This window comes from Enterococcus olivae (assembly GCF_053760925.1).
The window spans coordinates 1-20,794 of record NZ_JBSMVT010000036.1 but is presented as its reverse complement, the minus strand read 5'-3'; the positions used below and the strand labels follow the sequence as shown (position 1 = coordinate 20,794).

Sequence of the window (20,794 nt, the reverse complement as noted above, 5' to 3'; positions counted from 1 at the left end):
AGCGACGTGTGTTCGTTTGCCAATATCAATACCTAGATAAAACATAAGCACACCTTCTTTACAAAATTTGGATTGATGGCCACTCAACTGAAAAGCGTCACTACCTTGTTCTAGATACGGAGTAAGGCATTTGCCTTCAACATCTAACTCATTCGTAAACAGCTTAACAGAGAGAGGGATTAGTCTTTCGATTACGAGTTTGAAAACTCAAGGAAGAAACAATCTACCTCTCAATCCATTAAGTATATTTTCTCAAATAATTGAGTAAATACCAAATAAAAAATAACAAAAGGTTCCTAAGGTTCTCCTCTAAAAATCGGAAGATTAAAGCCTTAAATATAATATACAAGGAAGAGATGGAATAATTTAAAAAACCATCTCTTCCTTTTTTAGTTTATAAGGAGGAAAAATTATGAGGCTGGTCCTTTTAGGGTTACCTGGTGCTGGGAAAGGCACCCAAGCTAAAAGAATCGCAGAGGAGTACCACCTGACGGCTATTTCAACTGGTGAAATGTTACGAGAAGCAGCCAAGGAGAAAGATACATTCGGACTCAGAGTGCAAGAATATATGAATAAAGGAGAGCTAGTTCCAGATGAGTGGATAAACGGTTCTGTTGCAAAGTTTTAAATCTACTATCAAATAAGGTAGAATAATAGAAAAAGATAGCAGGAGGAATGACGATGAATCCTTTTAAAGGAAAGCAATTTCAGCAGGATGTGATTATTGTAGCCGTGGGCTACTATCTTCGTTATAACCTTAGCTATCGTGAAGTTCAAGAAATCTTATATGATCGTGGCATTAACGTTTCTCATACGACGATTTACCGTTGGGTGCAAGAATATGGTAAACTACTCTATCAAATTTGGAAAAAGAAAAATAAAAAATCCTTTTATTCATGGAAAATGGATGAAACGTACATCAAAATTAAAGGAAAATGGCATTATTTGTATCGAGCCATCGATGCAGATGGTTTAACCTTGGATATTTGGTTACGTAAAAAACGGGACACACAAGCAGCCTATGCTTTTCTTAAGCGGTTAGTGAAGCAGTTTGATGAACCGAAGGTTGTAGTCACAGATAAAGCCCCCTCTATTACAAGTGCCTTTAAGAAACTAAAAGAATACGGCTTTTATCAAGGGACAGAACATCGTACCATTAAATACCTGAATAATTTGATTGAACAAGACCATCGTCCAGTAAAGAGACGCAATAAATTCTATCGAAGTTTACGCACTGCCTCTACCACGATTAAAGGCATGGAAGCCATTCGAGGATTATATAAGAAAACCCGAAAAGAAGGCACTCTCTTCGGGTTTTCGGTCTGTACTGAAATCAAGGTATTATTGGGAATCCCAGCTTAAATCATAGATACCGTAAGGGATTTTATTCTTTATTTAAAACTTTGCAACAGAACCGATACATTTATACCTATTTATGAAAAGAAAAAAGAGAAACGTACTGAAACTGAAAATAGGGTTTTTGATTTTTCTAGCCTACAATATTTTGAAGATACGCTTCAAAATATAAAAAAAAATAAAGATCGACTTAATGAAAAAGCATAGTATAGAGGTTGCTTCTCTATACTATGCTTTTTTGTATGCAGTATTATTTGTTAGACAGAAAATATTTAATACCTGACGCAACTAACAGTCCAGCAACTAAACACACTAGTATAATCGAACCAAAAAATATTATGCTAGCTCGTATTTCTTCATTTGAAAAATAGTAGAGAAAAGCAATTCCTATTAAAAGGACGATAATAAGTAATAACCAAATTGTCTTATTATTCATTATGAATCCTCCTTTCAAATTCTTCTAAGTCTACTTTTACATACTCTAAATTTTCGTTGACTTCGATAAATGAAGGTACTTCTGTTACTTGAAAATCAGCTAATTCCTTCTTATCTTCAGAAGTTAATAAATCTGTATCCACATAAAAGATTTTTATAGGTGATTTTCGTATAGCTTCTTCATTTTCTATTATTAATTTTCTGCAATATATGCAAGTGGATCTTCCAAAGTATATTAGTTCATCATTTTGAGTTGGTTCTGTAATGTCTTTAAATTTGACTAGATCAATTTTTTCTACATTATCACTTTCTAGTGCCTTCTCGTATAAACCAATTTCTTTGTCGATTATTACTTGCTCAAAATTAGAACTATTCAAAGTTTCAGAACTACTTTTTGTACCATTGTCTGAAGGGGAATTACATGCTGAAAGAATGGGTATTAAAAACAATAAGATCAAGAAATGTTTATAGGTAGTCATTTGCTTCACAGAATGATTTGATTGGTCCATATTTTTTAAATTTCTTACAGCCAGCTGACATACCCCATTTAGTGAAAGCGGTAGTTATTTCAGTAACAACTGCTGTACCAGCAATGACACCAACCGCCTTAATAGCTAGTATTAGTAGAGCGGGTAATGCAAAGGTTGTAATAGTACCTTGTTTTGATTCGTTTGCTAAAGCTTCTACTTTTTCCCATTCTTCACCAGATTTTTCAGCATTTGCATATTGCTCATCTGTAAAGACACCATCAGTTACAATATCATAACTTAGAACCCATTTTTGACTAGCATAATCGTATTCTGAATACTCTGTAATTTGACTAAGAACCAATTCAAATTCTTCTTGATCAATTTGATCTAATTTTTGATAGATATCCTCGTTTTCAGAAGCAAAAGCATTTACAGTTGGTAGTAATATGTTAGAAAATAAACATGCTACCAAAGCAATTATAATTGCTTTGAAAAACTTTTTGTTACTCATTTTTTGTTCCATTTTAATTCCTTCTTTCTTTTTTTTCTTTTTTTTTACATGCTCATATTACCCTGTATAGTTGTTGATATACTAGCAATCCTTAATGGCAATAGCGCAATTTCTCATTGCTAAACGGATTTAAACACCGTATTATTAAATATATATACTTTTAAGGAGGTTTTATTTTGGAAATTGGAGATCGAATAAAAAATGAAAGAAAAAAAAGAAGTATCTCACAGCAGCAACTTGCTGATTATCTAAATATTTCAAGACAAGCCGTTTCGAGATGGGAGAATAATATATCTTTACCAGACTTGAATACCTTAGTTTTAATTGCTAAGTATTTTGACCTTAAATTGGAATATTTTACTGAAGATATTATTTTAGAGCGAACAGAGGAATCAAAAGAAGAATCGATAGAAAAATTAAAAGAAGAATCCAAAGAAGAGCTAGAGAAATCTGAAGAAAAAAATATTCGAGAAAAAACAATTGAAAAGGCAACACCTTATATTCTTGTATTAACGGCTATTGTAACGATGATTCTATTATTACCGTCTAAGGTTAAGGTACCCATATTATTTTTTGGATTGTTATTCATAATCTTTTTTGTTTCTTGTCTACTTATTTATTATATTATTAAAAACTATTTATCACAGAATTAAGAAGAATAATTAAGAGCCATCATTAATGAAATAGTGATGATTTACAGCGATCTTAGCAGATAACTATCCACAAAAAAGTTTGAAAATCTCTTAGAATGCTTGTGTGAGCACGGAGAAATCTAAAATTCAGCTACTTGGCTTCATTTTAAATTCGTGCTATAATGAGTGTGCGAAATGTGAAGATTTCGAGCATGTATAGCACAAAAGCCCAAACCTATGTCCGTAGGTTGGGCTTTTTTTGGTTCTGTTGCAAAGTTTTAAATCTACTATCAAATAAGGTAGAATAATAGAAAAAGATAGCAGGAGGAATGACGATGAATCCTTTTAAAGGAAAGCAATTTCAGCAGGATGTGATTATTGTAGCCGTGGGCTACTATCTTCGTTATAACCTTAGCTATCGTGAAGTTCAAGAAATCTTATATGATCGTGGCATTAACGTTTCTCATACGACGATTTACCGTTGGGTGCAAGAATATGGTAAACTACTCTATCAAATTTGGAAAAAGAAAAATAAAAAATCCTTTTATTCATGGAAAATGGATGAAACGTACATCAAAATTAAAGGAAAATGGCATTATTTGTATCGAGCCATCGATGCAGATGGTTTAACCTTGGATATTTGGTTACGTAAAAAACGGGACACACAAGCAGCCTATGCTTTTCTTAAGCGGTTAGTGAAGCAGTTTGATGAACCGAAGGTTGTAGTCACAGATAAAGCCCCCTCTATTACAAGTGCCTTTAAGAAACTAAAAGAATACGGCTTTTATCAAGGGACAGAACATCGTACCATTAAATACCTGAATAATTTGATTGAACAAGACCATCGTCCAGTAAAGAGACGCAATAAATTCTATCGAAGTTTACGCACTGCCTCTACCACGATTAAAGGCATGGAAGCCATTCGAGGATTATATAAGAAAACCCGAAAAGAAGGCACTCTCTTCGGGTTTTCGGTCTGTACTGAAATCAAGGTATTATTGGGAATCCCAGCTTAAATCATAGATACCGTAAGGGATTTTATTCTTTATTTAAAACTTTGCAACAGAACCTTTGAAATAGATTCAACAGAATCAAAGTCAAAGTTTCCTTTCCTTTTCAGATTGTCTTCCAAATCTTTCTTTGAATAATTTGCTATGTCATATTGTTGAACTTGTTTATTCAGTAAGTAAGATCGAATTTGAAAATTAAATATTAAAACTAAGCCTATAAGAAAAATGGTAATTAAAAGTAAACTTAAAAAAATACGCTTGATTCTTTTTATCATTTTTAGATTCCTAGAAATGGAGCAGGATCTACGAATCCAGACCAATTTGAGCTAGTCGCTATTCCAAAATGTAAATGAACTCCAGTTGAATTTCCTGTAGTCCCCATGGTGCCAATGGTCTGGCCAGCACTCACTGATTGGCCTAGTGTAGCAATAAAATTACTTAGGTGAAGGTAATATGAGTAGTAGCCATCTCCGTGATCAATAATAATGTAATTACCTGCGGATCCATCAAAGGATGCCTGCACTACAGTTCCTGATCTAGATGCCATGATAGGCGTTGACGAAGTTCCACCCATATCTATACCATCGTGAAAAGATCCAGAGAATCCAGTAGGATCAGCTCTTCCACCAAATGGACTTGTGACAATAATGTTGGCTACGGGTGCGCCCCAACCAGAAGAACTAGGGCTTTGAACCTGATTATTATTGGAAGAATTATTGTTGTCTTGGTACTTATCTTGATTAACTGAGTTAGATTCTTTATCCGAAGTTTCATTTGTGATCTGTTTTTCTTCCTGCGTATCAGTATTTCCTTGACCTGTTCCTATGTCTTCGTTACCATCTATTTGTGATACTTCGTTTTTCTGATCTTTTATAATAGATGCAGATTCTTCCTCTTGAGCTTTTAAAATAGCCGCAGCTTCTGCTTCTTTTTTCTTTTTCTCTGCTAGGGCTTTAAGTTCCTCTTCCCTTCTTTTTTCTGCTTCTTGTTTTTGATTTTCAAATTTTTCTTTCTCGGATTGCTCTGTCGCCAAAGAAGCGGATATCTCATTAATTTTTATACTTTGATTCAATTTAGCTTCTATAAGATTTTTTTCTTTCTCTTCGAGAGAGCGAGTTTCCTTTTCCGCATCTATAACTTTTTTCTCAGCTTCTTTTTTTAATTTATCTAAACTTTCTTTATCATCTATCTGAGCCTGCATAATCTCATTACTAGCAGAAATAAGCTTAGTCATACCAAAGGCTGCTGTGACTGCATCTGATAATGATTCAGCGTTTACCATGACAGATATTATAGAGTCACTTTTTTGATTTACTTGTGCATTCCGAGCTTGTTCTTCGATAAGTTTATTTCTAAGGTGTATTTTTTCCTCAAGAGTAGTAATTTTTTGATTAATTTCGGTAAGTTTTTTCTCAGATGTGTTTTTTTCCTTTAGCACTTTTTGATATTCATTTTCTAGCTGAGTTATTTTGTTATCTAAATCAGTAAGATAAATTTTAGCTGATTTTTGATCTTTCACAATCGTTTCAATTTTATCATTTTTTTCTTTAATTTTTTCCTCAATAGTCTGCGCTTTAACTAATATACTATTACTAAAAAATAGCGAAAACACAATGACTGAGGTAGATATAATTATTTTTTTCAAATTGATTTTTCACTTCCCTTATTTTTAATTGTGAAGAAACATTTTACAAATATTCTCCTCTCTATTTTTATGTGTATTACAGGTTCTATTAGGAACTGTAATTGGAATTACTATACAAAAAGTAATAGGATCCATATGCTACATTTCAATTTAATAGACAGATTTAAAATAACTAAAACTTATGGAGATTTTGTGGAGTAGAAACATATCTACATAAAATTCACACAACTGTAAAGTATGATATCAAAAGTTAATATAGGAGAACGAATTTAGTGGATAAAATATTGAGACTTACGAAACCTTGGGACTATCTCATTATTATTGGAGTTATTATGGCATCATTTTTACCATATTTACTATTTGATACTAATAAAAATGAAAATAATAGAGAAAGTAAAGATGTAATTGCAGTTGTTAAAATAGATGGAGAAGTCGTAGACAAATTTAACTTATCACAAGTTAGTGAGTCTTTAGAAAAAACATATTATCCTCAAAAAGGGAAATACAATATTATTGAAGTAGCTCCAGGGAAAATTAGGGTAAAAGAAGATAATAGTCCTGATCAAATTGCTGTTCGTACAGGCTGGATTAGTAGACCAGGGGAAATGAGTATATGTTTACCTCATAAATTGATTGTTGAAATTTTAGGAATAGAAGAGAATCCATTAATTTATTAGTATGACTAATAAATAATACAAATCCTACATTTACATTGATTACAGAATGGAGCCGAACTAGACTTTTAATAAGAAAAGTCATAGATATCAGGCCAAAGTAAGTACTATCGTTATAATTGATTATATTAGGAATGTTGCATGTAGCACGTTTTATTAGAGATGACTAGGTTATAAAAATATTAATAATTGATATTAATAGGGATGGTGGTTATCATTACAGTGGATAATACTTATTTAACAGATGTATTTAATCAATACAAAACACGCGAAAATTTACTTTATCAAACTTGGTTTATAAAAAGTGAAAAACGCTTGAGAGCGTTTAAAAGAGTTAGAAAATATGTACAACTATTTATCAAACATGTCAATAACGGAACCTTTCCAACAGACTTTAAAAATTCAGCATTAGAGGACATAATGGATGTAATTGCAGAACAAACAGAAATTTTTAAAGGAGCCAAACATGCATTTATGTGGAAACCTAAATTGAGAATTCCAGATATTTATGAAAATAGGGAAAATCAGTTAGCTTTTTCACATTGTCTTGATCAAATTCTTAAAGCTAATCAAGAAATAAAAATGTTATTAGCTGTAAATATTCTAACAGAAAAGAAAATCAGAGGGCTTGGTCCCGCTGTCGCAAACATTTTATATTTTCTTGAACCCACCATTTTTCCTCCTTTTAACACAGCTATTGTCAATGGATATAATTACCTAACGGGTTCAAAAATTCGCTTAGGTAAATGGGAAGACTATTTTAAACTTCGTGATGGTATGATTGAGCTCAACTGCAGAGGAGGACAATTTTCGAAAGATTTGGGTGCTATTTCAGCTTTTTTATTTGATATTGGTAAACTAAACTATATTGTTCGCGAAAATGAAGAGGAGTATATCAGAATTTCAGAAAGTAACACTCAGAAATTAATAAAAAAGAAGCTGGAAAAAGAAGATTCCAAAAATGTACACCAAAAAATCCAATATATCTTAGCTACTTTAGGTAATGAGATAGGTTATCATGCGTGGATTGCCTCAAATGATCATAATAGAATGGTAGATGGGAATCGCTTAGGAGATGTTTCTTTACCTCTGTTACCGGAAAAAATCTATCAATTACCAATTTCGTTAAGTAGGACAATTGGTTTGATTGATGTTATTTGGTTTTCAAAAAATGGGGAACCGGTGTGTGCTTTTGAGGTTGAAAAGTCGACATCAATAATTTCTGGGATGAATCGAATGGATGATTTGTATTCGATTCATCAAGAAAATTTGATGATGTATATCGTATCACCAAATCAACGTGAAGAGGAAATACGAGCACAATTTAATAGACCACATTATATGCGTAATCAAAATTTGCATGATCACTTACGATACATTCTGTTTACAGATTTGGAGAAACATGCTAATTTTATGAAGAAATTTGGCAAAGATTTTACAATTTTAGCCCCGATATCTCATTATCCAAGTGGTGAACTAGTTCGGTAGTTATTCTGGACAAAGAAGTTAAAATTAATACGTTTAATTATAGTATAAATAAGCATTTTGGCAGAATTAGAAATCAATCTTTCTTTTTTTTACACGTAGTCCCCACATTTATAATGGCGCTCATTGCTATTGAATGTCCTGATAACATCAAGAAGAAAATCATCACATTAATGCTGCCCATGCTTCCATTTTAGTAACTTTTCGTTGAAGAAAATTGCGGATAGAGTGATTACTATCCATTCATAACCTAGAAATGTTATCTAAAAAGCTATTTTCCTTATATTCATCGGAGATAATGGTTTTATTTGCACTTAAAAAAGAAACAATAAATCTTACTTCTAGAATTCCTTGGTGTATGGACTACTCCATACACCAAGGAATGTTATGGACTACTGGTGGAATGCATCGAGTGGATGGAATGATATGGATCATTTTCTTTGGTGTCAGAAATACATAAAGAAAGGTTATAAACCACGCATGCCTTATTCGTTTTATAAAGAGTAAAGTTAGACTAAATATTTTGATAGAACCATTTCTATTCTGAACCATGAATTTAGTGAATTTTAAAGGAGTGTGAAATATAAATCACACTCCTTTAACTTATTTTAACCGTGATTTCAAATCGCTTAGTTCACTACTTAAGATATCATTTTGCTCTTTTAAATTTTCAAGATCCTGTTTCAATTGTTCGTCATCTTTTTCATTATGCGATCCTGAGTGCATACCCCTCATCATAAATATCATCATTATCGGACATAATAAAAGTAATAACCACTGCATTGTCATCGCTCCTTAACTAAGTTCTTTAGAGTAGCAACTTCTTCTTTTAATTGCTCAGTTTGGATTTTTAAACTTGCTATATCATTTTCGGAACCAGTGTGTTTTGAATGATCTTCTCCATGCATATGATGATGCCCAGCATGTCCGTGCCCTTTATGCATAAACATCATTGAGATAGGGCAAATTAGTAGTAATAGTAGTGGTAAGAGATTAAGTAATGCTTCCATGTAAATCTTCCTCCTTAGATTTTTTGAGATAGATGTAAGTTAATATAGAGCCAATTAATAGGACTATGGACAGGACTTGAGCCATTCTCAAGTTTGCTGTTAGCATTAAACTGTCGGTCCGTAATCCTTCAATCCAGAATCTCCCGACGGAATATAGTGAAACATAAATTAAAAATATTTGCCCAAAGAACATTCTATTTCTAGACACCAGAAGCAAAATAATGAGTACTCCTATATTCCATAAAGACTCATATAAAAAAGTCGGATGATGGTAGGCCCCATCAATATACATTTGATCAATTATGAAAGATGGGAGTTTCAGAGATTGCAGGAACTCTATGTCTACAATTTCTCCATAGGCCTCTTGATTCATAAAATTTCCCCATCGTCCAATGATTTGTCCAATTACTATACTGGGAGCAACTACGTCAGCAACATTCCAAAAAGAAAGATTTTTCTTCTTGCAATAAATAACCCCTGTCAATACAGCACCAATTAATCCACCATGTATTGCTAGACCACCTTCCCAAATTTTTAAGATACTTAAAGGATCATCAATGTACAAAGGTAATTCAAAAAGTACATAGTATAATCTGGCCGATATAATAGAAACTGGCAATCCATATAACAACAGATCAACAATTGTATCCTCAGGCAATGCCGCACGCTTTGCTCTTCTATTAGCAACAAAATATCCGATTATGATCCCAAACACTATGAAAATGGCATACCAATAAATAGTAAATGGACCAAACGAAATAAATACTCTGTCGTAGGGTTCTCTCAAATTCTTCCCTCCTTCCTAATGAACTTGTTTTGACTATAGCAGGCTATTATGGAAATTTTATGTAGACTTTTTGACAGATATATTAGTACACATTTTCTACACAAGTTTTTTTATCATTATATTAAAAGGAGTGATCTAATATAAATATTAATTTAATGAAAAAAAGCATGCTATTTCTATTATTTTTTGTCTTTGCTTTATCCCTCGCGATTACATTGATAATCAACTTCCCTGGTTTGCTCAAAATCAATTTATTCTTTCAAAGCGATATAAATTTTCAAAACTGGAGTAGATCTCAAGTTAATCAAGATTTTAGAAATTTAATGGGCTATTTAAATAATCCTTTTCAAAAAGAATTGGTTTTTGATAATCTATACGTCTCAGATCGCGGTATAAACCATTTTAAAGATGTTAAATTTTTGTTCCAGCTTAACTATTCATTGCTTTTTTCTACGAGTAGCGTTCTTTTATACCTAAACAGGAAAAAATTAGTAACGCGTGATCAAGTCAGAGAAATCACTAGTTTAATCAAGTGGATGATAATATCAGTCTGTGTAATGGCACTTCTGTTTTTTGATAAAGCATTTGTGCTTTTTCATCAAGTATTTTTTGACAATGATGATTGGATGTTTGACTATCGTACAGATCCAATTATCAGTTTTTTACCGGAAACATTTTTCTTTTTATGCTTTTTATTAATTGTAACTATAAGTGTTTCTACTTTGACAACAATTCATCATTTGTTTAATAAAGAAGAACGTACTTTATGAATAGCCTAAGGAGGGATGGTCTTGGTCGAACGCAAAATACAGGTATCGAATTCAGAGTTAGATGTTTTAAAGTTTATCTGGAGATATGAACCGGTAACATGTGGTTTAATAACACATGGAATGCAAGAGCGTAATAGTTGGCATCCCTCCACAACAAAAACGTTAATAAGAAGGTTGTTAGATAAAAATGTGATCACGTTTAACACTTCAAAAAACCAAAGATACTACACTTCACTGATTAAGAAGCAAGAATTTTTAGAAACCGAAATACAAAGGTTACTTTCTGGAATGGATGAAGGTTGTATCTCAGAAGTAAGCTACTATTTAAACGGATTGGTTAAACGTTCTGACACGGAGGAATTCAATGATTTCAAAATATAATCTTTATGGAATGACTTGTGCAGTTTGCGCAACAACAATAGAGAAAAAAATTCATGAGTTGGATGGAGTATATTTCGCTAAAGTTAACTTAACAACTGAGGTTCTAAAATTGGAATATGATGAAGGTGTTTTGTCTAATCATACAGTTATAACAGCTATTCAAGACATTGGTTATGACGCTGAGATTCGAAAAAAAACTGAGATAAAGGTATTTGGAATAAGTGGAATGACTTGTGTGTCCTGCGCTAACAAAATTGAAAATGTAGTTAAATCAATGACTTATGTCAAATATGCCAACGTAAATTTTGAAGCAGAAAAACTCTCGGTAATATCAACTGACCCTTCAGCGGTTGCAAAAATAAGTGATGTTGTCAAAATTCTTGGATATCAGCTATATGCTCTTTCTGAAGATGAGGAACAAGTAATATATAAAACAAAAGAACAAGAGCAACAGCAACAGAAGCTAAGGCGAAGATTTATCACGTCAATGCTATTTACAATTCCTATTATATATGTTGCTAGTGCAAATATACTTGAGTTACCCCTATTTGAAATAATTGATCCTACGACAAACCCTAGTTTTTTTTCGATGACGCAATTAATACTTACCGCTCCGGTTATATTGGCCAATAAAGACTATTATAAAATTGGATTTTCCTCACTCATGAAAAAACATCCGAAAATGGACACATTAATTGCTTTAGGTACAAGTATTGCTTTGTTATACGGCATCTTTGCAACAATACAGATTATATTGGGAAATTATCTCTATACAAAAGAGCTCTACTTTGGAGCATCAGCAGTGATATTAACGTTAATCAGACTAGAGAAATACCTAGAGTTGGTGACGAAAGATAAGACATCTGAAGCAATACAAAAATTAATGAGGATGACTCCCAAAACAGCGAAAACTATCAGACATAATAAGGAACAGACTGTTCCTATTGAATCAGTTTTAGTAGGAGATGTGATCATAGCAAAACCAGGAGAGCGTTTGCCACTGGATGGTATTGTAATAAGTGGTAAGTCTTTAGTTGATGAATCTATGCCTACAGGTGAAAATCTTCCTGTTGAAAAGAAAGCTAATGACCGAGTAATAGGACCCAGTAAAAATAAAAATGGCGTAATAAGATATGAAACAACTCATATTGGTAAAGACACCACTTTAGCTCAAATAAGCAAACTAGTGGATGATGCACAATCTTCGAAAGCTCCAATCGAAAAACTGGCTGATATCATTTCAAGTTACTTTGTATATATCATTATTGTAGTTGCGATTGGATCTAGTCTACTTTGGGTGCTATCTGGACAAAGTATTTCGTTTTCATTCTCAGTCTTAATTTCAGTTTTAGTTATAACATGTCCTTGTGCATTCGGTTTAGCTACACGGACAGCTATTATGGTTGGTATGAGAAAAGGCGCTGAAAATGGTATTTTAATTAAAAGTGGTGAAGCTTTAGAAACAACTCATCACGTAAAAACAATATTATTCGATAAAACTGGTACGATTACAAAAGGAAAACCTGTGGTAACAGATATAATACTTGCAGAAAATATGGGTAGAAACTTTCTCTTGTTTTTAGCGGCCTCTGCTGAAAAAGCATCCGAGCATCCGCTTGGGGAGGCAATTGTAAAAGAAGCCGAAATCGTGGGGATTGATCTGGTTGAACCTAGTATATTCGAATCTTTCTCTGGATTGGGCATTAATGCTATATTGAAAGGTACCGAAGTAAGTTTAGGAAATGAAGAGTTCTTTAAGCAGTTGAATATAGACATTAGTAAATTTAAGTTAATTTCAGATAATTTAGCATCTAAAGGAAAGACACCAGTGTATATTGCAAATGATCGTATCTTTCTCGGAATAATTGCGATTGAAGACACTATAAAGCCAGCAAGTGCATTAGCAATTCAAAAGTTGAATAAACTTGGCCTCAATGTGGTTATGCTCACGGGTGATAATAAACTTACTGCACAGGCAATAGCTAATCAAGTTGGGATCACCAACGTTATTAGTGAGGTATTACCTCAAGAAAAGGCCTATTATGTTAAAATGTTGCAGTCAAAAGAATATAGGGTTGCAATGGTAGGTAATGGGATAAACGATGCACTTGCCCTCGCTCAAGCGGATATAGGTTTTGTGATGGGTTCTGGTACTGATATAGCGATGGAATCTGCGGATATAATATTGATGAACGACGATCTGCAATTGCTAATGTCCACGATTGATTTAAGCAAAAAAACAATTTGGAATATAAAGTCAAATTTGTACTGGGCATCTGCTTATAACATGTTAAGTGTTCCAATAGCGATGGGTGTTTTGAACATTTTTTGGAGGCCTTTATTAAGCCCGTTAATTGCAGGAGTTGCTATGAGTTTTAGCTCAATAACAGTACTTTTAAATTCACTTCGCTTAAAAAACTTCAAAGTCAAATAGGAAAGGTGATTGTCTTATGACTGAACATTTACAGACCTTATTTATTAGTGGAATGGCTTGTCTAGGATGCGCCGGAGAAATTAAGTATGCATTAGGAAAGAATCCCTCAATTTCTGTTAGGAAAGTAAATCTCGAAGAAGGTTTAGTAACTATTGCAACAAAGACAGATTTATCAATTAGCGTTATTAATCAATTGTTGAAAAATACGAATTATAAGGCATTATAAGTTTGGTGAATCATCACATTAAATATGTGAATTCTTATGGTAAGAAAGTTCCTCTATATTCTACTTTTTTCAAATTGAGATATATAGAAAAACCAGTTTTTTAAATTTATTCACTGCTTTTTGTGCATAAGTATATGTTGAATCCAATGGACGGATTTCTGAGAGGCATTTCATGTTTTTTTGAACTCAAAAATCCTTTGGAATCCCAATGTAGGTTTTTGGTATTAGTTGAAATGGATTTTCACTTGGTAGTAGAGGAGGGTAGAGAGGATTGTGAAATTCTTATGTAGAACAATTATTTATTTGAATAGGAGGAAGAACTATCCAAAATAGCAGTTCTAAACTTATATTTCATATTAGGATGCTTATCGAATATCATCATAGCACTTCTACCTGTTAGGATATTCATGAAACTCGAAACCTATGTTTTGGGCGCGATACTTAGCGATATATGTACATGATATGCAATCATACACTAAACAAATCAATCTGTATCTATCCTATATTTAAAAGCTCTAAAACAAACTCTATACATGGTTTCTCCATAAATTTTCCTTATGATACTTGTAAGACAATTCTTAAAAGATTGATTAGATTAGTAAATCCAATATAGGCGACTTTTTTAAGAAAGAAGGAATTTTATGATGAAATATTTGCAAATAGTGGTTATTGACGGAATGAATTGCTCAAGGTGTGCATCAAAAGTAAGAAATGCTTTGGAAGCAGAGCCAACAGTCAGTGTAAAAATAGTTGATTTGGCTAGAGGTACAGTTACTTTCGATGCTGATTCAAAATTAACTTTAACATTCTTAAATCAACTACTAAAAAATACAAAGTATACTGTAACTAGGGATATATCTATATAAGTATAAGTATATGTGGGGGAATCAACACAAAATCTCCACATATTTTTTTTATGGTAACTACATAATAGATATGGGAGATGATGGGTTGAAGAATAATAAATATATTTGGTTAGCAGCAACAATATCAATGTTGACCCTAGGCGGTGTTTTCATATTGATTCAACAGCAGAACAAGGAGGAGCATGCTGAAGTTGTCTTTCAAGAAGAACAACGACAAATCTCAAGTAGAATGTCCAATATGATGGGGGATAATCAAGAAGCTGATTTGAAGGTAGTACACCAAACGGAGAGACAACTATTGATTCCCCCTGTTCTTGAACCATCTTCAAAAAGCAAAGAAAATGTGATATATGATATAGTTGCTCAAAACGGAGAAGTTCAAATAATGGATGGAGAAAAAACTGAAACATTAGGCTATAACGGGGATTTTTTAGGACCAGTTATTAGACTGAAAAAAGGTCAAAAAGTTACTATCAATACAAACAATAATCTTGATGCTAGCACATCTTTTCATTGGCACGGTTTGAAAGTAGCTTCTGATGCAGATGGAGGTCCACATCAGATTATAGAAGCAGGACAGAAAAAAAGTGTAACATTCGAGGTTGATCAAGAAGCTTCTACACTCTGGTTTCATCCCCATCCGGAAGGAGAAACAGCATCTCAAGTTTATAAGGGTTTAGCAGGTTTGATGTATATTGATGATGACAACTCAAAATCATTAGATTTACCTTCCAAATATGGTGTCGACGACATTCCCTTGATTGTGCAAGATAAATCTTTCAGCTCCACTAATCAAATTAACTATGAAAATGATTTTAACTCTGATGGAACAAAAGGGGAGACGTTGCTTACTAATGGCACTATCAATCCATATATTGAGATAAAAAACCGATGGATGAGGTATAGAATTGTTAATGGATCTAATTCAAGAAACTTCACTTTTACTTTGGATAAAGATGAATCATTCTACCAAATTGCTACAGATGGTGGTTTTCTGAATACTTCTGTTAAACTTAGTAAACTACTTTTAGCCCCCGGGGAAAGGGCAGAAATATTAGTGGATACTCAGAATTATAAAAAAGGTGAGGTAATTCATTTACTAGCAAATAATTTGGTTGCCTTGACAATGAGAATTGAGAATACGATAGAAAACAAAGAGTTTACTCCCTCTGATAGTCTAAATACTATTAGTACTTTAGATGAAAAGAAATTGGAAGATTTAGCAAGACAAAGTATTAATTTAAGAGGAATGTCTCACATGGTAAACATCAACAATAAGCAATTTGATATGGAAAGAATAGATTTATATAAAAAATTAGGTACTCAAGAGATTTGGGAAGTTAACAATATTAGTAGTATGATGGGAGGCATGATTCATCCGTTCCATATCCATGGTGTTCAGTTTCAAATTTTATCTAGAGATGGAAATCAGCCCGCACTAAACGAGCAAGGATGGAAAGATACTGTGCTGGTAAATCCGGATGAAACAGTAGAACTTCTTGTGAAATTCGACCGTGAAGGTATTTTCATGTATCATTGTCATATATTAGAACATGAAGAGTATGGAATGATGGGACAAATGGAAATTAAATAGAAAATAATTTAAGAAGGATGATTGTCTATGAAAATTCTTATTGTGGACGATGAAGAAAAAATATTAGAAATTATTGATGCCTATCTAGTTGCTAATCATTATTCAGTTTATAAAGCAATAAGTGGCGCAATGGCATTGGAAAAGTTCGAGAAAAATAATCCTGATTTAGTTGTGTTAGATTTAATGCTTCCGGATACTGATGGATTGACTGTGTGTAGAAAAATCAGAGAAGTATCAAATGTACCAATTATAATGTTAACAGCTAAGTCTGATGAGGATGATATTCTTACTGGTCTCAAGTTAGGTGCAGATGACTATATGATTAAACCATTTAGTCCCAAAGAATTAGTTGCGAGAATACAAACTGTATTGCGCAGAACTGAGACCTTATCAAATCCTAATAAGCTTTCTTCAAATAATAAAGAATTGATAGTATACCCTGATAGTAGACAAGTGTATCTACATCAAGTGGAGTTAAACCTTACAACAACTGAATTTGATATTCTACACGCTCTAATGTCCACACCTAATAAAGTCTTTTCTCGTAGTAATTTGATAGAGAAAGTTAAGGGAATAGAATTTGATGGACTAGATAGGAGCATCGATTCTCATATAAAAAACTTAAGACATAAAATTGAGAATGATGCTAAATCACCTATGTATATTTTGACAGTCCATGGTACAGGATACAGATTTGGTGGCCACTAATGAGAAAAAGAACGATAAAAACTCAATTAGCTGTTTCCTTTTTAGCAATCGCAACATTAATAATAGGATCGATTAGTTTAGTCGCATTAAGTTTGACGAACAATCATTTTAGTAAATACGTGGAAGAGCGGCAAGAAGATTTGTTGAATCAGTATGTATATACAATTGATTTATTGTGGTTAAATAGTGGGGAAACATGGAATAGTGAAGAACTTGCAGCACTATCTGAGAAAGTATTAGAGAATAATATTTATTTTTCTATAGAAGACGAACAAGGCAACATGGTTTGGGAACTTACTGGAAAAGATTTGAAGTCAGCACAGGAGAAACTGAAAAAAAATGCATTGAAAGTTTCTGAGAAAAACAGTGTGAAACTAGACGAAACAATAGAAGTGAAAAAGAAGTTAATTAATGATGGAAACGAGTTTGGAAAAGTAACGTTTTATTATTTCGGACCTTTTGCTTATACAGAGCACGATGCCTTGTTTATCTCCAGTATGAAACAAAGTTTAATGTATGTTGCAATTGCAGCTCTTCTTGTATCATTCATACTTGCTTCGTGGATCTCTGCTAGATTAGGATTGCCACTAAAGCATGTAAGCGATTTTACACATAAATTAACTCGTGGGGAATATGCTGATAAAATCCCACAAGAAACTTCAATTATTGAAATAAATTCCTTAATTGATTCCCTAAATGATTTAAGTAATCAGTTGGAGAAACAGCATGGGCTTCGAAAAAGATTAACTACCGATATTTCACATGAATTAAGAACTCCATTAGCTACGCTTAAAGGCAATGTGGAAGGAATGATTGACGGAGTCTGGAAAATAACTCCCGAGCGCCTACAATCTTGTTATGACGAAATAGATCGTCTAACTCGTTTAATTGGAAATATAGAAATAATCAACAAAATTGAAGCAAAATATGATCATTTAAATAAAACTGAGTTTAACATATATAAGTTGATTGAATCCGTTATTGAAAATTTCGCCAACAAAATTGAGTCAAAAAACCTTCATGTTGAAATCCAAGGGGATAACATCAATATATCTGCAGATAAAGATAAAATGAACCAAGTTGTTATCAATCTTTTGAATAATGCTATTAAATTTACGCAAAAGGAGGGAACCATCAAGTTTTCTATAAGTAAAAATAAAGACCATGTTCTTTTAATTGTTGAAGACAACGGCATCGGTATAGAAAAAGATCAGCAACTTCATATTTTTGATAGATTTTATATGGCTGACCCCTCCAGAAGTAGAGCTTTAGGGGGGCAAGGTATCGGATTAGCTATTGTAAAGAGCGTTATTGAAGCGCATAAAGGTAGTATAACTGTAAAAAGTAAATTAGGTCTAGGAACTAAATTTGTTATAAAGTTACCATTTCAATAAAGGAGGAGAGTTATTTGTTTCAAAAACAGATAAAAATTGCTAAACTAGTATGTGAATGTTGGGCAAAAAAAATATTTTTTCAACTGATTTCGATAGATAGTGTCGAAAAAGTTCATTTAGATATCTTATCAAATTCTGTAGTAATCTTTTCTAAGAAGGACTTATCAATAGCTACAATTAAAAAAGAAGTTTTTGGATTACAAATTTATGAGATGACCTAAATGTGATTAATTAAAGGAGGATGAAGACAGTGAAAAAGATGACAAAATTAGTATTTGCAAGTCTTGGAATTATTGTATTTTTAGGAGCGTGTAGCAATCAAAGTGAATCGAATAATTCTAAAAGCACAAACGAGGAATCGACTTCTACAGCGTCTAGTGAAATGAATAGTATGGAGGGAATGAATCACGAAGGTATGGTTCCTTCTTCAATGAAAGATGCTGCGAACCCTAAATTCCCGGTGGGAAGTAATGTTATACTGCTAGGCGATCATATGGAAGGGATGAAAGGTGCAAATGCTCAAGTTGTAGGGGCCTTTGATACTACAATGTATGAAGTAAGCTATGAGCCAAAAACTGGGGGACCAATGGTTAACAATCATCGATGGGTAGTACAAGAAGAGTTAAAAGATACTGAGACTGTAGCAAATGAGGGCGATACTGTTATCTTGAATGCCGATCACATGGATGGGATGATGGGAGCTGAAGCAAAAGTAGATAAATCTATTACAGGAACTGTTTACGTTGTTAATTACACTCCAACCGATGGTCAAGAAGAAGTTAAGAATCATATGTGGGTAACTGAAGATGAGATGGAATATGACGAAAATAATGAGTAATTTTATATACTAAACCAATAAGCTGGTACATGGCCTTCGTATTCTCAACATGAGGAATATGAGCTCTTTGTTAATAAGGACTGATGAGTTGTGCAAAATCAAATCTGGGTCAGAACGAACCTCATTCTGGCTCAGATTTTTGGCTCTTCGACATTTAGTGCTGGTAGAGAGACAACTGAAAATTTAGTCATAACCAGTTAGGCAGAGTGCTTAACTGGTTTTTGTTTTACTTGGAAGATCAAGCCTTGAATGAGATAAATTCTTGCTCGAAAGTTGTGGAAATTTCGATAGCCGTAGGCTACTCGTTTGGTTCTGTTGCAAAGTTTTTCAATCAAGACCTTTTAGTGTAAAATCTAACTAAAATGACCCGGGAGGAACGAAGATATGAACCCTTTTAAAGGAAAACAATTCCAAGAAGACGTGATTATTGTGGCTGTCGGTTATTATCTTCGCTATAACCTCAGTTATCGTGAAGTTCAAGAAATTCTCTATGATCGTGGCATTGAGGTCTGTCATACAACCATTTACCGTTGGGTTCAGGAATACGGAAAGTTACTTTATCAGATCTGGAAAAAGAAAAACAAGCAGTCTTTTTATTCATGGAAGATGGACGAAACCTATATCAAAATTAAAGGTAAGTGGCATTATCTGTATCGAGCCATCGATGCAGATGGCTTAACCTTAGATATCTGGTTACGAAAAAAACGCAATACACAAGCTGCGTATGCGTTCTTAAAGAGACTGTTCAACCATTTTGGAGAACCAAAGGTTCTCGTTACTGATAAAGCACCGTCGATTTCCTGTGCCTTCAAAAAGTTGCAGAATCATGGGTTTTATCAACATACAGAACATCGAACCGTAAAATATTTAAACAATTTGATTGAACAAGATCATCGACCAATCAAGCGTAGAAATAAATTCTATCGAAGCTTACGTACCGCTGCGACCACGATCAAAGGGATGGAAACCATTCGAGGACTATATAAGAAAAGCCGAAAAGAAGGGTCCCTTTTTGGTTTTTCAGTGTGTCTTGAAATCAAAGGATTACTAGGCATCCCGGCTTGATCGATAGTAAGCTTAAGGAAATTATCTTTAGCTAGAGACGCTTTGCAACAGAACCCTTTTCCTCGATGATTGGCTTGAATGGATCAAGTTTGCTTGGTCGAGAGTTTTTCACTTTTCTTTTTTGTTCGCCATTCTTTTTATTCTTGATTCCTTGTTCATAGGCGGATTTAACTGTTCGGTAATCAGAACGATATTGACGTGCTAGCTCTGCATAATTTGGTTTGATTTTTTGATTCACGTATAATTGCACTCCTTCATAAATATCTCTTCTCATCATTTGCCTCCTTTGTATGATGAGAAAAGTGTACAACAAAAAAATGTAGGAAAACCGACAATTTTAAATCGCCTTTTTCCTACATTTTACTACCGCCCTTTACAGCAAACATAAATCAAAGTGGATCCTATAGAATAGACACTAAAAAAAGTGCCTTTATAGGGTCCTTTTCAATCCATTTTAGTTTCATAAGGTTTCTTTTTTTAAAATGTCCTTGACATAGAATCCA

The 20,794-nt window shown here is 33.3% G+C and carries 25 protein-coding genes and 1 pseudogene; 17 read left to right on the top strand and 9 right to left on the bottom strand.

What is annotated here, in order from left to right; translation table 11 throughout:
• Nucleotides 1-412: 412 nt before the first annotated feature.
• Nucleotides 413-628 (top strand): adenylate kinase family protein, encoded by a 216-nt coding sequence (locus ACWODM_RS15230; RefSeq protein ID WP_455322184.1) that lies wholly within the window; start codon nt 413-415, stop codon nt 626-628.
• Between the two features lie 53 nt (nt 629-681).
• Nucleotides 682-1,362 carry an IS6-like element IS1216 family transposase gene (locus ACWODM_RS15225; protein WP_001067799.1) on the top strand — a complete coding sequence of 227 codons (681 nt, stop codon included), beginning with the start codon at nt 682-684 and terminating at the stop codon, nt 1,360-1,362.
• A gap of 244 nt (nt 1,363-1,606) precedes the next feature.
• Here ACWODM_RS15225 and ACWODM_RS15220 read toward each other — a convergent pair whose 3' ends face one another.
• Genes ACWODM_RS15220 through ACWODM_RS15210 form a run of 3 tightly spaced genes read right to left on the bottom strand, consistent with a single transcriptional unit; the run spans nt 1,607 to nt 2,784 of the window.
• A complete protein-coding gene (locus ACWODM_RS15220) occupies nt 1,607-1,792 on the bottom strand; it encodes a hypothetical protein (RefSeq protein WP_174098266.1) in 186 nt (61 codons plus the stop codon).
• Nucleotides 1,785-2,270, bottom strand: coding sequence for a thioredoxin domain-containing protein (locus ACWODM_RS15215; protein ID WP_141086458.1), 486 nt, complete (start codon nt 2,268-2,270; stop codon nt 1,785-1,787). The genes ACWODM_RS15220 and ACWODM_RS15215 overlap by 8 nt, the downstream gene beginning before the upstream one ends.
• A complete protein-coding gene (locus tag ACWODM_RS15210; RefSeq protein ID WP_455322183.1) occupies nt 2,257-2,784 on the bottom strand; it encodes a hypothetical protein in 528 nt (175 codons plus the stop codon). The genes ACWODM_RS15215 and ACWODM_RS15210 overlap by 14 nt, the downstream gene beginning before the upstream one ends.
• 164 nt (nt 2,785-2,948) lie before the next feature.
• Here ACWODM_RS15210 and ACWODM_RS15205 point away from each other — a divergent pair, with 164 nt between their 5' ends.
• Both ACWODM_RS15205 and ACWODM_RS15200 read left to right on the top strand, forming a co-directional pair.
• Complete coding sequence (locus ACWODM_RS15205; protein ID WP_455322182.1) at nt 2,949-3,425, top strand: helix-turn-helix domain-containing protein; 477 nt, start codon at nt 2,949-2,951, stop codon at nt 3,423-3,425.
• 314 nt (nt 3,426-3,739) lie between these two features.
• Nucleotides 3,740-4,420, top strand: coding sequence for an IS6-like element IS1216 family transposase (locus tag ACWODM_RS15200; RefSeq protein ID WP_001067799.1), 681 nt, complete (start codon nt 3,740-3,742; stop codon nt 4,418-4,420).
• 271 nt (nt 4,421-4,691) lie between these two features.
• On the opposite strand, the gene ACWODM_RS15195 is transcribed toward ACWODM_RS15200, so the two are convergent.
• Nucleotides 4,692-6,059, bottom strand: coding sequence for a peptidoglycan DD-metalloendopeptidase family protein (locus ACWODM_RS15195; protein ID WP_455322181.1), 1,368 nt, complete (start codon nt 6,057-6,059; stop codon nt 4,692-4,694).
• Between the two features lie 272 nt (nt 6,060-6,331).
• On the opposite strand from ACWODM_RS15195, the gene ACWODM_RS15190 reads away from it, so the two are divergent.
• A complete protein-coding gene (locus ACWODM_RS15190) occupies nt 6,332-6,736 on the top strand; it encodes a NusG domain II-containing protein (protein ID WP_002337550.1) in 405 nt (134 codons plus the stop codon).
• 201 nt (nt 6,737-6,937) lie between these two features.
• Nucleotides 6,938-8,221: a hypothetical protein gene (locus ACWODM_RS15185; protein ID WP_023558833.1), complete on the top strand. Its 1,284-nt coding sequence runs from the start codon at nt 6,938-6,940 to the stop codon at nt 8,219-8,221.
• Between the two features lie 600 nt (nt 8,222-8,821).
• Here the strand turns inward: ACWODM_RS15185 and ACWODM_RS15180 are convergent.
• The 3 genes from ACWODM_RS15180 to lgt are packed head-to-tail and all read right to left on the bottom strand — an operon-like array spanning nt 8,822 to nt 10,015.
• A complete protein-coding gene (locus ACWODM_RS15180; RefSeq protein ID WP_002307645.1) occupies nt 8,822-9,007 on the bottom strand; it encodes a DUF2933 domain-containing protein in 186 nt (61 codons plus the stop codon).
• Nucleotides 9,004-9,228, bottom strand: coding sequence for a DUF2933 domain-containing protein (locus ACWODM_RS15175; protein WP_002307648.1), 225 nt, complete (start codon nt 9,226-9,228; stop codon nt 9,004-9,006). Before ACWODM_RS15175 ends, ACWODM_RS15180 begins: the two co-directional genes overlap by 4 nt.
• Nucleotides 9,212-10,015 carry a prolipoprotein diacylglyceryl transferase gene (lgt, locus tag ACWODM_RS15170; RefSeq protein WP_002294779.1) on the bottom strand — a complete coding sequence of 268 codons (804 nt, stop codon included), beginning with the start codon at nt 10,013-10,015 and terminating at the stop codon, nt 9,212-9,214. The genes ACWODM_RS15175 and lgt overlap by 17 nt, the downstream gene beginning before the upstream one ends.
• A 155-nt stretch (nt 10,016-10,170) precedes the next feature.
• Here lgt and ACWODM_RS15165 point away from each other — a divergent pair, with 155 nt between their 5' ends.
• Genes ACWODM_RS15165 through ACWODM_RS15150 form a run of 4 tightly spaced genes read left to right on the top strand, consistent with a single transcriptional unit; the run spans nt 10,171 to nt 13,826 of the window.
• Nucleotides 10,171-10,785, top strand: coding sequence for a TIGR01906 family membrane protein (locus ACWODM_RS15165; RefSeq protein WP_115234463.1), 615 nt, complete (start codon nt 10,171-10,173; stop codon nt 10,783-10,785).
• A 15-nt stretch (nt 10,786-10,800) separates the two neighbouring features.
• Entirely contained in the window at nt 10,801-11,166 is a 366-nt protein-coding gene (locus ACWODM_RS15160) for a BlaI/MecI/CopY family transcriptional regulator (RefSeq protein ID WP_033604469.1), read from the top strand.
• Nucleotides 11,150-13,600 (top strand): heavy metal translocating P-type ATPase, encoded by a 2,451-nt coding sequence (locus tag ACWODM_RS15155; RefSeq protein ID WP_455322180.1) that lies wholly within the window; start codon nt 11,150-11,152, stop codon nt 13,598-13,600. Before ACWODM_RS15160 ends, ACWODM_RS15155 begins: the two co-directional genes overlap by 17 nt.
• A gap of 16 nt (nt 13,601-13,616) precedes the next feature.
• Nucleotides 13,617-13,826, top strand: coding sequence for a heavy-metal-associated domain-containing protein (locus ACWODM_RS15150; RefSeq protein WP_455322179.1), 210 nt, complete (start codon nt 13,617-13,619; stop codon nt 13,824-13,826).
• 340 nt (nt 13,827-14,166) lie between these two features.
• Here the strand turns inward: ACWODM_RS15150 and ACWODM_RS15145 are convergent.
• Nucleotides 14,167-14,286 (bottom strand): annotated as a pseudogene (locus tag ACWODM_RS15145) (transposase); the annotation flags it as partial.
• A 181-nt stretch (nt 14,287-14,467) separates the two neighbouring features.
• On the opposite strand from ACWODM_RS15145, the gene ACWODM_RS15140 reads away from it, so the two are divergent.
• The 7 genes from ACWODM_RS15140 (at nt 14,468) to ACWODM_RS15110 (ending at nt 20,291) form a co-directional block, all read left to right on the top strand.
• The gene (locus ACWODM_RS15140) at nt 14,468-14,692 is read left to right on the top strand and encodes a heavy-metal-associated domain-containing protein (protein ID WP_002294786.1); all 225 of its coding nucleotides are present in this window, start codon (nt 14,468-14,470) and stop codon (nt 14,690-14,692) included.
• 10 nt (nt 14,693-14,702) lie between these two features.
• Nucleotides 14,703-16,286: a multicopper oxidase family protein gene (locus tag ACWODM_RS15135; protein WP_002375819.1), complete on the top strand. Its 1,584-nt coding sequence runs from the start codon at nt 14,703-14,705 to the stop codon at nt 16,284-16,286.
• A 27-nt stretch (nt 16,287-16,313) separates the two neighbouring features.
• Complete coding sequence (locus tag ACWODM_RS15130) at nt 16,314-16,994, top strand: response regulator transcription factor (protein ID WP_455322178.1); 681 nt, start codon at nt 16,314-16,316, stop codon at nt 16,992-16,994.
• Nucleotides 16,994-18,388 carry a sensor histidine kinase gene (locus ACWODM_RS15125; RefSeq protein ID WP_455322177.1) on the top strand — a complete coding sequence of 465 codons (1,395 nt, stop codon included), beginning with the start codon at nt 16,994-16,996 and terminating at the stop codon, nt 18,386-18,388. The genes ACWODM_RS15130 and ACWODM_RS15125 overlap by 1 nt, the downstream gene beginning before the upstream one ends.
• Before the next feature lie 14 nt (nt 18,389-18,402).
• Nucleotides 18,403-18,609, top strand: a complete 207-nt coding sequence (locus ACWODM_RS15120) for a hypothetical protein (protein ID WP_002307659.1) — start codon at nt 18,403-18,405, stop codon at nt 18,607-18,609.
• Between the two features lie 20 nt (nt 18,610-18,629).
• On the top strand, nt 18,630-19,226 hold the full coding sequence (locus tag ACWODM_RS15115) for a YdhK family protein (RefSeq protein WP_002316691.1): 597 nt from the start codon (nt 18,630-18,632) through the stop codon (nt 19,224-19,226).
• Between the two features lie 384 nt (nt 19,227-19,610).
• Complete coding sequence (locus tag ACWODM_RS15110; RefSeq protein WP_005875647.1) at nt 19,611-20,291, top strand: IS6 family transposase; 681 nt, start codon at nt 19,611-19,613, stop codon at nt 20,289-20,291.
• A 31-nt stretch (nt 20,292-20,322) separates the two neighbouring features.
• On the opposite strand, the gene ACWODM_RS15105 is transcribed toward ACWODM_RS15110, so the two are convergent.
• Complete coding sequence (locus ACWODM_RS15105; RefSeq protein WP_455322176.1) at nt 20,323-20,565, bottom strand: hypothetical protein; 243 nt, start codon at nt 20,563-20,565, stop codon at nt 20,323-20,325.
• Nucleotides 20,566-20,794 lie beyond the last annotated feature (229 nt).

Excerpts from the sequence above, each read along its gene's own strand:
- ACWODM_RS15175 (WP_002307648.1), bottom strand. The coding sequence starts at position 9,228 with ATGGAAGCATTACTTAATCTCTTACCACTACTATTACTACTAATTTGC.
- ACWODM_RS15165 (WP_115234463.1), top strand. The coding sequence starts at position 10,171 with ATGAAAAAAAGCATGCTATTTCTATTATTTTTTGTCTTTGCTTTATCC.
- ACWODM_RS15220 (WP_174098266.1), bottom strand. The coding sequence starts at position 1,792 with ATGAATAATAAGACAATTTGGTTATTACTTATTATCGTCCTTTTAATA.
- ACWODM_RS15155 (WP_455322180.1), top strand. The coding sequence starts at position 11,150 with ATGATTTCAAAATATAATCTTTATGGAATGACTTGTGCAGTTTGCGCA.
- ACWODM_RS15160 (WP_033604469.1), top strand. The coding sequence starts at position 10,801 with ATGGTCTTGGTCGAACGCAAAATACAGGTATCGAATTCAGAGTTAGAT.
- ACWODM_RS15225 (WP_001067799.1), top strand. The coding sequence starts at position 682 with ATGAATCCTTTTAAAGGAAAGCAATTTCAGCAGGATGTGATTATTGTA.
- ACWODM_RS15150 (WP_455322179.1), top strand. The coding sequence starts at position 13,617 with ATGACTGAACATTTACAGACCTTATTTATTAGTGGAATGGCTTGTCTA.
- ACWODM_RS15210 (WP_455322183.1), bottom strand. The coding sequence starts at position 2,784 with ATGGAACAAAAAATGAGTAACAAAAAGTTTTTCAAAGCAATTATAATT.
- ACWODM_RS15215 (WP_141086458.1), bottom strand. The coding sequence starts at position 2,270 with ATGACTACCTATAAACATTTCTTGATCTTATTGTTTTTAATACCCATT.
- ACWODM_RS15125 (WP_455322177.1), top strand. The coding sequence starts at position 16,994 with ATGAGAAAAAGAACGATAAAAACTCAATTAGCTGTTTCCTTTTTAGCA.
- ACWODM_RS15200 (WP_001067799.1), top strand. The coding sequence starts at position 3,740 with ATGAATCCTTTTAAAGGAAAGCAATTTCAGCAGGATGTGATTATTGTA.
- ACWODM_RS15140 (WP_002294786.1), top strand. The coding sequence starts at position 14,468 with ATGATGAAATATTTGCAAATAGTGGTTATTGACGGAATGAATTGCTCA.
- ACWODM_RS15115 (WP_002316691.1), top strand. The coding sequence starts at position 18,630 with ATGAAGACAGTGAAAAAGATGACAAAATTAGTATTTGCAAGTCTTGGA.
- ACWODM_RS15130 (WP_455322178.1), top strand. The coding sequence starts at position 16,314 with ATGAAAATTCTTATTGTGGACGATGAAGAAAAAATATTAGAAATTATT.
- ACWODM_RS15180 (WP_002307645.1), bottom strand. The coding sequence starts at position 9,007 with ATGACAATGCAGTGGTTATTACTTTTATTATGTCCGATAATGATGATA.
- ACWODM_RS15185 (WP_023558833.1), top strand. The coding sequence starts at position 6,938 with ATGGTGGTTATCATTACAGTGGATAATACTTATTTAACAGATGTATTT.
- ACWODM_RS15135 (WP_002375819.1), top strand. The coding sequence starts at position 14,703 with ATGTGGGGGAATCAACACAAAATCTCCACATATTTTTTTTATGGTAAC.
- ACWODM_RS15110 (WP_005875647.1), top strand. The coding sequence starts at position 19,611 with ATGAACCCTTTTAAAGGAAAACAATTCCAAGAAGACGTGATTATTGTG.
- ACWODM_RS15105 (WP_455322176.1), bottom strand. The coding sequence starts at position 20,565 with ATGAGAAGAGATATTTATGAAGGAGTGCAATTATACGTGAATCAAAAA.
- ACWODM_RS15230 (WP_455322184.1), top strand. The coding sequence starts at position 413 with ATGAGGCTGGTCCTTTTAGGGTTACCTGGTGCTGGGAAAGGCACCCAA.